Annotated in this window: 11 protein-coding genes; 4 read left to right on the top strand and 7 right to left on the bottom strand. The window is 69.5% G+C overall.

The window, feature by feature from the left end; genetic code table 11:
• Positions 1-6: 6 nt before the first annotated feature.
• From ACRWNM_RS01530 to ACRWNM_RS01540, 3 genes are read right to left on the bottom strand one after another with little or no spacing between them, the layout of a single operon-like run.
• The gene (locus tag ACRWNM_RS01530; protein WP_431962642.1) at positions 7-726 is read right to left on the bottom strand and encodes an ESX secretion-associated protein EspG; all 720 of its coding nucleotides are present in this window, start codon (positions 724-726) and stop codon (positions 7-9) included.
• Entirely contained in the window at positions 723-1307 is a 585-nt protein-coding gene (locus tag ACRWNM_RS01535) for a hypothetical protein (protein ID WP_431962644.1), read from the bottom strand. The genes ACRWNM_RS01530 and ACRWNM_RS01535 overlap by 4 nt, the downstream gene beginning before the upstream one ends.
• Entirely contained in the window at positions 1304-1672 is a 369-nt protein-coding gene (locus tag ACRWNM_RS01540) for a hypothetical protein (RefSeq protein ID WP_431962646.1), read from the bottom strand. Before ACRWNM_RS01540 ends, ACRWNM_RS01535 begins: the two co-directional genes overlap by 4 nt.
• 192 nt (positions 1673-1864) lie before the next feature.
• On the opposite strand from ACRWNM_RS01540, the gene ACRWNM_RS01545 reads away from it, so the two are divergent.
• Positions 1865-2257, top strand: coding sequence for a DUF1801 domain-containing protein (locus ACRWNM_RS01545; protein ID WP_431962648.1), 393 nt, complete (start codon positions 1865-1867; stop codon positions 2255-2257).
• A 9-nt stretch (positions 2258-2266) separates the two neighbouring features.
• Here ACRWNM_RS01545 and ACRWNM_RS01550 read toward each other — a convergent pair whose 3' ends face one another.
• The 4 genes from ACRWNM_RS01550 to ACRWNM_RS01565 all read right to left on the bottom strand — a co-directional run bounded on the left by ACRWNM_RS01550 (position 2267) and on the right by ACRWNM_RS01565 (position 11094).
• Entirely contained in the window at positions 2267-3514 is a 1248-nt protein-coding gene (locus ACRWNM_RS01550) for a serine hydrolase domain-containing protein (protein WP_431962650.1), read from the bottom strand.
• Positions 3515-4096: 582 nt separating this feature from the next.
• A complete protein-coding gene (locus tag ACRWNM_RS01555; protein ID WP_431962652.1) occupies positions 4097-6772 on the bottom strand; it encodes a polynucleotide kinase-phosphatase in 2676 nt (891 codons plus the stop codon).
• The gene (locus ACRWNM_RS01560; protein WP_431962654.1) at positions 6769-8493 is read right to left on the bottom strand and encodes a 3' terminal RNA ribose 2'-O-methyltransferase Hen1; all 1725 of its coding nucleotides are present in this window, start codon (positions 8491-8493) and stop codon (positions 6769-6771) included. Before ACRWNM_RS01560 ends, ACRWNM_RS01555 begins: the two co-directional genes overlap by 4 nt.
• A gap of 132 nt (positions 8494-8625) precedes the next feature.
• A complete protein-coding gene (locus ACRWNM_RS01565) occupies positions 8626-11094 on the bottom strand; it encodes a phosphoketolase family protein (protein ID WP_431962656.1) in 2469 nt (822 codons plus the stop codon).
• A 133-nt stretch (positions 11095-11227) separates the two neighbouring features.
• On the opposite strand from ACRWNM_RS01565, the gene ACRWNM_RS01570 reads away from it, so the two are divergent.
• The 3 genes from ACRWNM_RS01570 (at position 11228) to ACRWNM_RS01580 (ending at position 14291) form a co-directional block, all read left to right on the top strand.
• Positions 11228-11779 (top strand): FKBP-type peptidyl-prolyl cis-trans isomerase, encoded by a 552-nt coding sequence (locus ACRWNM_RS01570; RefSeq protein ID WP_431962658.1) that lies wholly within the window; start codon positions 11228-11230, stop codon positions 11777-11779.
• 152 nt (positions 11780-11931) lie between these two features.
• The gene (tig, locus tag ACRWNM_RS01575) at positions 11932-13296 is read left to right on the top strand and encodes a trigger factor (RefSeq protein ID WP_431962660.1); all 1365 of its coding nucleotides are present in this window, start codon (positions 11932-11934) and stop codon (positions 13294-13296) included.
• Between the two features lie 407 nt (positions 13297-13703).
• A complete protein-coding gene (locus ACRWNM_RS01580; protein WP_431962662.1) occupies positions 13704-14291 on the top strand; it encodes an ATP-dependent Clp protease proteolytic subunit in 588 nt (195 codons plus the stop codon).
• Positions 14292-14316: the final 25 nt, after the last annotated feature.

A 14316-nucleotide genomic window follows, 5' to 3' on the forward strand; every position in this document is an offset into this window, starting at 1 on the left:
CCGCCCTCAGCGGATGGCGGCCAACCGCGTCAGGTGGCCGGCGAGGGCGGGTTGGGTGACAGGGGCCAGTGTGAGATCGGTGCTGGTGGTCAGCAGGTAGCGTCCGTCGTCGGTGAAGTCCAGCCAGGTGCGGTGGCGGGTCGGTGGCGACATCGGGTCTTCCGGTGCGACGGTGACGGTGATGAAGCCGCGGGCGTCGATCGGCCGGTGCAGCGTCTGGCGCAGGGCGGCGGCGCGCAGCGCGTCCTCGGACTGCTGCTGCCAGTGATTGGGGTCGTCGTAGAGGACGGCTTCCCGTGGTTCCCGCATCGGGGCGAGCTTGCCCGCTGGCGCGGAGCCCATAGCCGCCACCAAGTGCTGCGCGACTTTCTTTGCGTGGCAAGCGATCACGGTGACGTCGCAAGGGCCGGCGACGATCGCAGTGCCCCACACCAGGTGGGCGGCGCCGAAAGCGAGGATGGGTTCGTCGGTCCGCCCGTCCCGCGCGTACCGGTCGCCGGAGACCGTGATGGTGGTGACGTCGCCGCGGGCGCAGAGGGTGAGCGCGCCGGTCAGGTCGGGGTCGGCGTTGGGCGCGAAGCGTTCGGCGAGTTTGAGCTTGTCCCAATCGTTCTCGCTGCGGACCGTGCCGCGGTGAGCCATGTTGATGGGGTAGGGACGACGGTCGAGACCGGTCTCCGCCGACCACACGTAGGTGAACTCGTCCGGCGTGAAGACCCACCTCACCGCGCGGCCTCGCCGCTCGGATCGGGCCTGCCGAAGACGGGCACGGCGTCGCCGGACGCCACCAGGGTCGAGTTGTAGCCGAAGGTCAGGGTGTCCTGGGCGTCGGCGAGCGCCTCGGCGGCGGCGATGTCGTGCGCCATCTTGCGCGGTCCGCCCTCGATGGCCTCCAGCACCGGGTCGGGATTCGGCGCGTAGGGTTCGGGCGGCGGCGCGATGGCGTCGCGGATCGCCTGCGCCGCCGCGGAATTCGCCTCCATCAGCCGGTGCAGTTCGGCACACACGTCGCGGACGGCCGCGCCGGCGCGGAGGAAATGTTCGGTCGATTCGCGGGCGGCTGCTGCCGCCTCACCGTGCCAGTCCGCGAATTCGTGGCGCACCGCGGCCGCGAATGCCGTGAACAACTCGTCGAGCGCGTCGGCGCCCGCCTGCCAGCCCTCGGCGACGCGGCCGAGTTCGGCGGGACGCAGCGCCTCGTGCACGAGTTCCCAGATCTCACGATGGGTGTAGGCGTCGAAGGACTCCCGATCGGTGACGTACGGCGGGTCGGTCGCCGCATCGACGCGGTCGGGCGCGCTGTTCATGCGCCGTCGTCCAAGCGGTCGGCGGCCAGTTCCAGCGCCGCGCGGTGGGCGGCGTCGGCCTCGGACACCAAGTGTCCGGCCGCCAGGTATCCGGCTTTGTAGCGCAGCGTCGCCTCTTGGAGCGCGGTCAGCGTATCCGCGAATTCCCTTCCCTTGGTGGCGAAGCCGCGAGCGAGCGCGATACCGGAGGGTAGCTCGGGAAAGCCGTTCACCTCGGCGAGGTCGGTCGTGCGTAGCTGCCGCAATCCGTCCAGGAGCGCGTCGCAGGCGGAGGCGAGTCGCAGCGCCGTCTGCTCCGACATGCGCAGTTCGCCGGTCAGCGCGGCGTCGAACAGTCCGGCGGCCCGTGCCTGTTCCGGTTGCACTGGATTCGGCCCCCTAGCTGTCGCTCGGCACGACGGTCGTCGAGCACAGCAGCCTATCAGCGCCCGACCGTGCGTTTCCGCCGAATGGCGCTGGGTTCATCGATCGCACAACACCGTCGGCGAGGTGCTGTGTCGGGTCATCGGTGCGCCGAGAGCCTGTCGACGGACCGGTATCTGTGCCACGATCGGCACATGTCCTATGTAGCCGACCCACGTGTCGATGCCTACATCGACGCACTACCCGACTGGCAGCGGGCGATCTGCCGCGAGGTCCGCGATCTGGTGCACGCCGCGGATCCGGAGGTTCAGGAGACCGTCAAGCGCACCGTCCAGCCGTACTTCGTGCTCGACGGCAATATCTGCGCGCTGCTCGCCGCGAAGACGCACGTCAACGTGTTCCTCTACGACGGCGGCATCGTCCCCGATCCCGAGGGCATCATCACCGGCGGGCACGACAACAAGACCGCGCGGACGGTCGCGATTCGTGAAGGCGAGACCGTCAACGCCCGCGCGCTGTCGGCCATGTTTCGCCGGATCATCGCCGACAATCGCGCGGGCGGCTGGCGAAAACTGAAGGGCCGCTGACCTTTCCGCTCAGCTGGCTGCGGCCTCCGGCTCGGCCGGAATGGGATCTCGGCCGCGGGCGGTGCGGGCGATGCGCTCGGCACAAGCGGCCAGCATCGGCAGGCGCGCGTCGCCGACCGACATGGCGTGGTTGCCGAGGTGATTGGTGACGAAGGCGACGGACAGGCCGAGCCCGGGGAACGCGATCCCGCCGGATCCGCCGATCCCGAAGTGGCCCAACGCCCTTCGCGTGACGCGCGGGCCGACAATGGCGCGGTGGTAACCGAGTGCGAAGTGCGGCGGCGCGCCGAGTACGTAGTCGTAACGGCTGTTCGGCGGCATCTCCGCGATGCGGCGGGTCGACTCGGCGCGCAGCAGCCGTCGGCCGTCCACCATGCCGTCGTTGGCGATCGCGCCGTACATCTTGGCCAGCGCGCGGGCGGTGAACACGCCGTTCCATCCGGGCATCATCGCGTCGTAGGGGTGGGTGCCGAGCGACATGTCGGCCCAGCCGTCGTAGAACGCGCCGCGGGCGGCGTACATCAGTTGCAGCGGCGCGAACGGCGCGATCAGGCGATCGAGCGGGACCCTGGCGATGCCGAGTCGCGGCGCGAGCTTGGCCACCCGAGGCCGCTCGCGTTCGGGGACGCCGAAGAAGAAGTCGCGCTCGCCCAGCGGTCCGGCGAGTTCCGACCGGACCAGGTCGGTGAAGTCGCGACCTGTCGCGCGCTGGGCGATCTCGGCCACCAGGGTGCCGAAGGTGATGGCGTGATATCCGGAGGCGCGCAGCCGCAACGGATCCGGCGCGGAAGCCGCCATCGCGGCCGCGACCGCGTCGTGGTTCAGCAGGTCACGCGGGTCGGGCAGCAGGCCGCGGATGCGCTGCAGACCCGCGCGATGGTTCAGCACCTCGCGCAGCGTGATGTCGGCCTTGCCGTTGGACGCGAAATCGGGCCAGTAGTCGCCCACCGGGGCATCCAGGTCGAGCAGCCCGCGGTCGACGAGCCGATGGGCGACGGTCGCCGCCACGCCCTTGCCGGTGGAATACGACAGCGACATGGAGTCGGCCCGCCAGCGACGGTCGCTGTCCGCCCAGCCGGCCCACACGTCGAGCACCGGTTTGCCGTCCAAATAGACCGCGAGTGCGCCGCCGCCCTGGTTCCTGCGGCGGAACATGCCGAAGAATTTCGCGGCCAGCCCGGTGAAGCGGTCATCGATCAGCATCGTCCGTGCGTCGGCGTCCTCGTACCCAGGGCCGTGTGTGCTGGCAGCAGGCATGGTCAGACTCCTTTGTCTGTCGGCTCCGCGCGATCGAGCCGCGCACGCCTGCGCTTACTCTTGCAAGCGCCTTGCTAGCAAATGTAACGGCCGTCACGGAGCGCCCGCAATGGTCGTTCCCGCTGAATGGGGAGTACCCCGCGTGAACCATGGGACACCTCAGCGCTTCTCGTTGCGCGCTCGTCTCGCCGATGGCACCGTCTCTGACCTGCGATGATCAACAGAAGCCGCTATGCGGCAAGCATCGTCGGCCGAAGCCCGAGGCGCCGACGAACTTGCAAGCACGGACCGGAAGCCCTCTGGACGCTCGTGTGCGCCCCGACTGCCTGAACCAGCGGTGAGATCGGACGGCGCCGCGCCCCTGCGGGTGGCGATCGCCGCACGTCCGCGTGGCCCGTTGTTCGTGTCGCCGAGGTCGCGCGCCGACCGTCGCTACACGGCCGCGCACCTCGATGTTCGTGCCGCCGAGGTCACGCGCTGGCCATCGCCACTTGGCCGTGCACCCCGATGTTCGTGCCGCTGAGGCCGCGGTTGCGGGTCCTGGCAGACCTTCCCATCCGGGCCGCGCGCCGGGGCCGCCGTTCACAGGCGCGGGTCCACGGGTTCCGATTCGAGGGCCAGCACCGCGAACACCGCCTCGTGCACCCGCCACAGCGGCTCGCCCGCGACGAAACGGTCCAGCGCCTCCAGCCCGAGCGCGTACTCGCGCAGCGCCATCGACCGTTTGCGCCCGAGGCCGCGGGTACGCAGACGACGCAGGTTCGGTTCGCGTAGGTACTCCGGTCCGTAGATGATCCGAAGGTATTCGGGTCCACGGCATTTCACACCCGGCTGGACGAGACGCGTGGACTCGCCCCGAGTAGCGGCGCTGCCCGGCCCCGAAGCATCCGGTGCCGGACCGGTTCCGTCGGCATCCGGACCGCGCTCCCCGGGCGCGTCGGCGCCAGGGCGGTCGACCGAGCGGCTCCGGACCAGGGAATCGAGCGGCTTCACGACCATCCCTTCGCCGCCTGCGGTAGTGAGTTCGGTCCACCATGCGGTCGCGATGGCTTCGCCGTCGGGATCCGCGAGGTCCACCACCATCCGGCGCGTCGGTGTGAACAGGTCCGAATCCGCGGCGACCAAGCGATCGATCACGGCCAGGTGCCAGGCGTGATCACGGGTCGCGTGGTTGACGCCTTCCGTGGCCAGCAGCTGGAACGGCGCGAGGCGCAGCCCGGCCAGGCCGTCGGTCGTCCAGCAGTAGCGGCCGTAGGCGGCGGTGAAGGCCGCGGCGTCGGCGCGTCGTCCCGCGGTGCGCTCGGCCAGCTCGGTGACGTCGTGGCCGCGTGCGGCGACCGCGCTGAACACCGCCTCGGCGCCGACGAGCGCGGCCTTGGCGGCGGCGCCGACCGCCGCGTACTGGGAGCGCAACAGGCCGATTGCCTTGGCCGACCACGGCAGCAGCTCCGCGTCGAGCAACAGCCATTCGCTGCGCAGCTCCTCGAACAACCCGGCGGCCTCGGCAGCCGCACGGATGCGCGCCAGCAAGCTTTCCGTCACCGCGGGATCGTCGAAGAACGGTCGGCCGGTGCGCGTGTAGATCGCGCCCGTACCGTCGTCCTCGACGCCGAAACGGTCCCGCGCGGCCGCAGCCGAGCGGGTCACCAGAACAACGGCGCGCGAGCCCATGTGCTTCTCCTCGCACACCACGCGGTCCACACCTTCGCCCCGGTAGTAGGCGAACGCCTCGGCCGGGTGCTCGAGGTAGCCGTCCAGCGACGAGGTCGCGCACGGCGACATCGTCGGCGGCAGGTACACCAGCCAGCGGGGATCGATGGCGAAGCGGCTCATCACTTCGAGCGCCGCTCCCGCGTTCTCCTCTTGCACGCCGATGCGGCCGTGGCTGCGCGTGTGCACGACGCGGCGGCCGATCACGTCGTCGAGATCCAGCACTCCGGGATCACGGTGCGCCACGGCCTCGGTCGCCTCGGCGGGGGCCAGCGGACGTGTCGGCTCGTACCAAACCTGTTCGGCCGGAACCGAAACCGGCTCGCGCTCGGGATAGCGCAGCGCGGTGAGGCGCCCGCCGAACACCACGCCGGTGTCCAAGCAGAGTGTGTTGTTCACCCAGCGCAGCTCGGTCATCGGCGTGTGCCCGTACAGCACGGTGGCCCGGCCGCGATAGTCCTGCGCCCACGGGTAGCGCACCGGAAAGCCGTATTCGTCGGTCTCCCCGGTGGTTTCGCCGTACATGGCGAACGCGCGAACGCGACCGGACGCGCGTCCCTGGTACTCCTCCTTCAGTCCCGCGTGCGCGACGACGAGATTGCCGCCGTCGAGCACGTAGTGACTGAGCAGTCCGCGGCAGAAGTCGAGCGCCGCCTTGCGGAAGTCCTCGTCCTCGGCCTCGAGCTGGTTCAGCGATTCGGCGAGACCGTGCGCGACCTTGACCTTCTTCCCGGTAAGGGCGCGCACCAGCTTGTTCTCGTGATTACCGGTGACGCACAATGCCGTTCCCGCGCCGACCATGCCCATCGCCAACCGCAGGACGCCGGGGGTATCGGGTCCGCGGTCCACCAGGTCGCCGACGAACACCGCGGTGCGTCCGTGCGGATGACGGGCGCCGACCGCGCGTCCGGCCGCGTCGCGCTCCACCGCGTACCCGAGCTCGTCGAGCAGCGTCTCCAATTCGGCGCGGCAACCGTGCACGTCGCCGATCACGTCGAACGGGCCGGTGAGCTCGCGCTTGTCGTTCCACGCCTTCTCGTCGACGAGGGTCGCGCCGTCGATCTCCTCGACCCCGCGCAACACGTACACCTTGCGGAAGCCCTCGCGCTCCAGCCCGCGCAGGCCGCGGCGCAGCTCGCGCTGCTGGCGATGCACCACGTGCGCCGCGAGGTGCGACCGATCCGAACGCAGCGAATTACGTTCCAGGCATACCGAATCCGGCACATCGAGCACGATCGCCACCGGCAGCACATCGTGGGCGCGCGCCACCGCGACGAGTTCCTGACGCGCCCGCGGCTGCACATTCGTGGCGTCGATCACCGTGCGCAGCCCGCGGCGCAGCCGGATGCCCGCGATGTGGTGCAGCAGCGCGAACGCTTCCGGCGTGGCCGACTGGTCGTTCTCGTCGTCGCTGACGATGCCGCGGCAGGCGTCCGACGAGACGATGGCCGTGTGCGGGAAGTGCCTGCGCGCGAACGTGGACTTGCCCGAGCCGGTGCTGCCGATCAGAACGACGAGCGAGAGCTCGGGGACGGACAGTTCGGTCATCGCGCGGCTGCTTTCGTGTCCTCGCCGGTGGGCCCGGGTGCTTCGGTCTTGGTGAACAGTGCGAGCTGGGTGGGCGCACCGAACTCGGGATGCTCGGCGCCGACGGGCCGCAGCTGAACGTGGTATCCGTTGCGCTGCGCGACGCCGGTCGCCCAGGAGGTGAATTCCGCCCGAGTCCATTCGAAACGGTGGTCGTCGTGGCGGAACTTGCCCGCGGGCAGGCTCTCGTAGGCCGTGTTGTATTCCGAGTTCGGCGTCGTCACCACGACGGAACGCGGTGCGGCCGTGGCGAATACAGCGTGCTCCAGCGCGCCGAGCCGAGGCGGGTCGACGTGCTCGATCACCTCCATCAGCACCGCGGCGTCGTAGCCGCGCAGTCGCGCGTCGGTGTAGGTGAGCGAGCCCTGGAGCAGGGTGAGCCTGCCCGCGACGCGCTCCGGCATCCGGTCGACCCGCAGCTTGCGCTTGGCGATGTGCAGCGCCCGCATCGACACGTCGACGCCGACGATCTCGGTGAACATCCGGTCAGCCAGCAACTCTCGCAGCAGCGCGCCCTCGCCGCAGCCGAGATCGAGTACCCGTCGCGCGCCGACATCCCCCAACGCGGCGAGCACGGCGGCCCGCCGCTGCACGGCCAGGGACGGCGCCCGGCCTACCGCTTCGTCGCTGTCCGGACCGGCGCCGTGCTCGGGCGTCATCGCATCGGCGGCAGGCGCGCCGGGCGAGTGGCCGCTCCCGTCGGCCTCCTCGGCGTCGGGTCCGACGAGTGCGTCGGTCCGCACCGGTGTGTCGTCGTCTGGTGAACCGGAGGAGCGCGCCGAAATCGTGAGACTATCTGGTGAATCGGCGGCGTCCGCGCCGTGCGTCCCGCTCGCCGGTGCGTCGACCGGCGAACCGGAAGTGATGTCGCCCACCCCGTTCTCGGCCTCGACATAGTCCTCCTCCGCGCCGAGTTCGTCCGGATCCGTCTCATCGATCTCCGCCAGGCGCGCCAGCGCCGTGCGTACCAGCGACTGACGGCGGGCCAGATAGCGCCGGGTGATCCACCCGCGTTCGGGGTGCTCGGCCAACCAGCCGCCGCCGGCGCGGATGAGCTTGTCGACCTCGTCGGCGGCCATCCAGTAGTGCTTGGCGCCGTCGAGGACCGGCAGCAGAACGTAGAGGTGCGACAGGGCGTCGGCGAGCCGGATCTCGCCGGTCAGCGCCAGACGCAGGTAGTGCGAATCGCCCCACTCCGGGAAGGCCGGGTCGAGGGGGATCGGTGTGGTCGACACGGTCCAGCCGAGCGGCTCGAAGACCCGCTCGGCGACCTCGGCCCCGCCTTTGCACGGCACCGCGGGCAGTTCGATGCGCAACGGCAGTGCGGCGAGCGCGAGTTCGGGGCGGGCCTTGCACTGCCCGTGCAGCGCCGTGCGGAACACCGCGCCGATCGCGACCGACAGCAGCGACGACGCCGCGTACGGCCGGTCGTTGACGTACTGACCGAGGCTGAAATCCGGTGTGCCACGGGAACGTCCGCGCACCAGGCGGATCGGGTCCACCTCCAGGACCAAGGCCGCCGTGCAGCGCGCCGGATCCGCCTCCGGATACACCACGTGCGCGGTGCCGTACGACTGCTCGAACGCCTGCACCCGCTCGGGGTTCTTGTGCAGCAAGAATCCGAGATCGGTCGCGGGCCAGGCCGCGCCTTCGGGTCGCGTGCAGGTGATCGTCAACAGCATGCTGCGATCGTCGCCGACCCGCCCGGCACCCGCAAGGAAGTTTCCACAGGTGCCGCGTATTTCCATATGGCACAAAATGATCGGCCGCCGCCCTGTGGACAACTGGTTGCGGCGGCCGATGTCGTGCGATCCTCAGAGACCGGGTTCGGGCCAGGCCCACTCCGCGACGCAGGGGATATCGGTGCCGTTCGCCCTGGTCCACGCGCGGGCCCGCCAGCGGGCGTCGACCATCTCCTGACGCAGCCCAGCGGCCTTCTCACGCAGGTCGGGTACCCGATCGATCACATCCATCACGAGGTGGTAGCGATCCAGGTCGTTGAGCATCACCATGTCGAAAGGCGTTGTGGTGGTGCCCTCTTCTTGATACCCGCGGACGTGCATCTCCGCGTGGTTGGTGCGTCGGTAGGTCAGCCTGTGCACCAGCCAGGGATAGCCGTGGAAGGCGAAGATCACCGGACGATCCCTGGTGAACAGGGTGTCGAACTCGCTGTCCGGCAGGCCGTGCGGATGGGCGTCGGCGGGCAGCAGCCGCATCAGGTCGACGATGTTGATCACGCGAACCCGCAAGTCCGGCAACCGGTCACGCAGGATCGCCGCGGCGGCGAGCGTCTCCAGCGTCGGCACGTCGCCTGCGCACGCCAGCACGACATCCGGTGTGCTGCCCACGGTGTCGTTGTTGCCCGCCCAGTCCCAGATGCCCACGCCGCGTGCGCAGTGCACCGCCGCGTCGGGGACGGACAGCCAGTCCTCCTGCGGCTGCTTGCCCGCCACCACCACGTTGACGTAGTGCCGCGAGCGCAGGCAGTGGTCGTACACCGAGAGCAGCGTGTTGGCATCCGGCGGCAGGTACACCCGCACGATCTCGGGCTTCTTGTTCAGCACCACGTCGAGGAAACCGGGGTCCTGGTGGGTGAACCCGTTGTGGTCCTGCCGCCAGACGTGCGAGGACAGCAGGTAGTTCAGGCTGGCGATGGGCCGCCGCCACGGCACCGCCGCGCTGGCGTCCAGCCACTTGGCGTGCTGGTTGAACATCGCGTCGACGATGTGGATGAAGGCCTCGTAGCAGGTGAACACGCCGTGCCTGCCGGTCAGTAGATACCCCTCCAGCAGGCCCTGGCACATGTGCTCGGAGAGCACCTCGATCACCCGGCCGGTGCGGTCGAGCGCGACGTCGTACTCGCCGATCTCGGCCTGCCAGTCGCGTCCGGTCACCTCGAGGATGTCCTGGAGCCGGTTGCTGGCCAGCTCGTCCGGGGCGAACGTCAGGAAGTTGTGCGGATTGCGGCGGGTCACCTCGCGCAGCCAGCCGCCGAGCACGCGGGTGGCCTCGTGTTTCGTGCCGCCGGGCGTGGCCACCTCGACGCCGAAATCGCGCCAGTCCGGCAGGCGTAGATCGCGAACGAGCATGCCGCCGTTGGCCACCGGGTTCGCGCTCATCCGCCGATCGCCCTCGGGCACTAGTTCGAGCAGTTCCGGCGCCGGGTGACCCTCGGCGTCGAACAGTTCCTCCGGCCGGTAGGAACGCAGCCATTGCTCCAGCACCTGGCGGTGTGAATCGTTGCCGCGGGCGGCGGGCAGCGGTACTTGGTGCGCCCGGAAGGTGCCCTCGACGGGTTCGCCGTCGACGACCGGTGGACAAGTCCAGCCCTTCGGGGTGCGCAAGACGATCATCGGCCAGCTGACCGGTCCGCCGTTGGCGCCCGACCTGGCGGCCTGCTGGATCCGCTCGATCCGGTCGAGGCAGCCGTCCATCGCGCGGGCCATCGCCTGGTGCACGGTCGCCGGGTCGTCGCCCGCGACGACGACCGGCTGGTAGCCGCAGCCGCGCAGCAGTTCCACCAGCTCGTTCTCCGGAATCCTCGCGAGGATGGTCGGGTTGGCGATCTTGTACTGGTTGAGGGCCAGTATCGGCAGCACCGCGCCGTCGCGGCCCGGGTTGAGGAACTTGTTCGCGTGCCAGCTCGCCGCGAGCGGGCCGGTCTCGGCCTCGCCGTCGCCCACCACACAGAACACGGTCAGGTCCGGATTGTCCAGCGCCGCGCCGTACGCGTGCAGCAGGGAATAGCCCAGTTCGCCGCCCTCGTGGAAGGAGCCGGGCGTCTCGGGCGCGCAGTGACTCGGCACACCGCCGGGAAAGGAGAACTGGGCGAACAGCGAACCCATTCCCTCGGCATCGCGCGGAATGTGGCTGTACAGCTCGGAATAGGTGCCCTCCAGCCAGGCGCACGCGTTCGGGCCCGGCCCGCCGTGCCCGGGCCCCGCGACGAACACCGCGTTGAGCGCGCGCAGGCGGATCGCCCGATTGGCGTGCACCCAGACCAGATTCAGCCCTGGCACCGTGCCGAAATGGCCGAGCAGCCGTGGCTTGATGTGCTCGGGCAGCAGCGCTTCGCGCAGCAGCGGGTTCCGCATCAGATAGATCTGGCCGACGGAGAGGTAGTTCGCCGCGCGCCACCAGGCGTCGATCGCGGTCAGCTCCGCGCGATCCAGCGGGCCGGGCGCCTCGTCCAGTCGATAGGGCCGGGGCGCGATGGAGACGCCTCCCTGCGCGCCGGCATTGTCCGCCGAGGTGTCGCCCCCGGGACTGGCCATCTTGGTCATTCGCCGACTCTCCTCACGCTCGCTGGGAAATCCGCCTCACCGGCGGCATTACCCGTTTCCGTGCGGCGACACCGCGACACGGCGGGAAAGCGTCGCTGGGCGCGCGGGCGTCCGGTGGTCTAGGGTCCGCCGCATGCACACACTCGGCAGGATCATCGGTGTCGGCGCCATCGCCGCGGCCGCGTTCACGCTGGCCGCCTGCGGCTCCGACGACAAGGACACCGCCGCCACCACGACGGCCACCACCGGCGCCGTCGGCCAGGCGAAGCACGGCCGGGAATGCACCGCCGAGGACATCGGGGTGACCGGCGGCTTCGGTCAAACGCCGATCGTGACCATTCCCGGCGACTGCGACCCGCCCACGAAACTGGTCGTCAAGGACCTGGTCGAGGGCAGCGGTCCCGGCGCGGTGGCCGACCAGCCGCTCACCATGAACTACGTGCTGGTGACCTGGTCGGACAAGAAGAAGCTGGACAGCTCGTTCGACCGCGGCAAGCCCTTTCAGCTGAACCTCGGCGCGGGCGAGGTCATCCCCGGCTGGGATCAGGGTCTCGTCGGTGTTCAACAGGGCGCGCGCAGGCTGCTGATCATCCCGCCGAACCTGGGCTACGGCGCGGGCAGCGGCGGCATCAAGCCCAACGAGACGCTGGTTTTCGTCACCGACGCGGTCGGCGTCGGCAACTGAACCCGGTCGGTCGGGGCGCGGCAGGGGTGCGCCGCACCGTGACCGATTGCAGGCCGCACAGGCCGGTCAACTACCCTGGCAGGGATGCGTACGCGCACCCCGCTGGGAGTCGCGCCTCAACCCGAACGAACACCGAACCAAGGAGCATGTCCGTGAAGAGCACCGTCGAGCAGCTGAGCCCGACCCGGGTCCGGATCAATGTCGAGGTGCCCTTCGAGGAACTGAAGCCGGACTTCGACCGCGCCTACAAGGCTCTCGCCAAGCAGGTCCGCATCCCCGGCTTCCGCCCGGGCAAGGCCCCCGCGAAGCTCCTCGAAGCCCGCCTCGGCCGCGGCGCCGTCCTCGAGCAGGTCGTCAACGACGTGCTGCCCGGTCGCTACAGCGAGGCCGTCACCACTTCCGAGGTGAAGGTCATCGGCCAGCCCGACATCGAGATCACCAAGATCGAGGACGGCCAGGAGCTCGCCTTCACCGCCGAGGTCGACGTGCGCCCCGAGATCGACCTGCCGACCTACGAGGACATCGAGGTCACCGTCGACGCGTTCAGCATCGGCGACGAGGACATCGAGGAGCAGCTCACCTCGCTGCGCCAGCGCTTCGGCACCCTGACCGGCGTGGAGCGCGCGGTCGAGAACGGCGACTTCGTCTCCATCGATCTCGCCGCCACCGTGGACGGCCAGGAGGTGGCCGACGCCGCCACCAGCGGCCTGTCCCACGAGGTCGGCTCCGGCCAGCTCATCGAGGGCCTCGACGAGGCGATCATCGGCCTCTCCGCCGGTGAGTCGAAGGAGTTCGCCTCCACGCTGGTCGCGGGCGAGCACGCGGGCAAGGAAGCCGTCATCACCGTGACGGTGCAGTCGGTGAAGCAGCGCGAGCTGCCCGAGGCCGACGACGAGTTCGCTCAGCTCGCTTCCGAGTTCGACACCCTCGACGAGCTCAAGGAAGACCTGAAGAGCCGCGTCGAGCGGGTCAAGAAGGTGCAGCAGGCGGGCGAGATCCGCGACAAGGTCCTGGAGACCTTGCTGGAGACGACCGAGATTCCGCTGCCGGAGAAGGTCGTGCAGGCCGAGATCGACGCCGTGCTGCACGACGCCGTGCACGGCTTCGACCACGACGAGGACAAGCTGGCCGAGGCGCTCGAGGCGCAGGGCTCCAGCCGCGAGGAGTTCGACAAGGACACCAAGGAAGCCGCCGAGAAGTCGGTGAAGACCCAGCTGCTGCTGGACGCCATCGCCGAGGCGGAGAACACCCAGGTCGGCCAGGAGGAGCTCACCGAGCGGATCCTGTTCCAGTCGCAGCGCTACGGCCTGTCGCCGGAGCAGTTCATCCAGCAGGTGCAGCAGGCCGGCCAGCTCGGCGCCGTGTTCGCCGACGTGCGCCGCGGCAAGGCGCTCGCCGGTGTCGTCGGCAAGGTGAAGGTCACCGATTCCGAGGGCAACGCCGTGGACACCGCCGAAATGTTCGGCGCGCCTGCGGATTCCGCTGACGAGGCCGAGGGCGCGGAGAGCGCCGAGTAAATCCGTGGAACACCAGCGGCATATTACGGCCGTGTGGTTTCGTGGGCGCACAGCGCGGCTGAGCGCCAGCGAAGTTGCGCAGTGAGGGAGCGGAGCGAGTGAACCAGAATCGCAGCGCGCCCTCGCGCACAGCGCGGCTGAGCGCCAGCGAAGTTGCGCAGTGAGGGAGCGGAGCGAGTGAACCAGAATCGCAGCGCGCCCTCGCGCACAGCGCGGCTGAGCGCCAGCGAAGTTGCGCTGTGAGCGAAGAAAGGGCGGTACCGGGAGTTCGGTGCCGCCCTGCTTCGTTAATGTTTGTGACAGACGAACCAGTGATGGCTGTGTGGCACTCAGCGCTGTTTAGCTTTCAGTGACAAGCCGGTGAGAAGAGAAGGCAGGTATCCGTGACAAACAACCAGGCAGGGGTCATGACATCCGCGACTGCTGGTCTCAACCTCAGTGATTCGGTCTACGAGCGCCTGCTGCGGGAGCGCATCATCTTCCTCGGCACCCAGGTCGACGACGACATCGCGAACAAGCTGTGCGCGCAGATCCTGCTGCTCACGGCGGAGGATCCGACCAAGGACATCTCGCTCTACATCAACTCGCCCGGTGGCTCGGTGACCGCGGGCATGGCCATCTACGACACCATGCAGTTGTCCGAGTGCGACATCGCCACCTACGGCCTGGGCCTGGCGGCATCGATGGGCCAGTTCCTGCTGACCGCGGGCACCAAGGGCAAGCGCTACGCCCTGCCGCACGCGCGCATCATGATGCACCAGCCCTCGGCGGGCATCGGCGGTTCCGCGGCCGATATCGCGATCATGGCCGAGCAGTTCGCCCACACCAAGCGCGAGCTCAACGAGCTCCAGGCGCTGCACACCGGCAGGCCGGTGGAGCAGGTCACCGCCGACGCCGACCGCGACCGCTGGTTCACGGCGAAGGATGCCCTCGAGTACGGGTTCATCGACCACGTGATCAGCCACGCCAACCAGGCCAATGGCTTAGCCAAGTGAGCGGCGGCCGGACCGGTTCCGGCCC

The sequence above is a fragment of the Nocardia sp. bgisy134 genome (assembly GCF_965341865.1).
Classification (GTDB): domain Bacteria; phylum Actinomycetota; class Actinomycetes; order Mycobacteriales; family Mycobacteriaceae; genus Nocardia.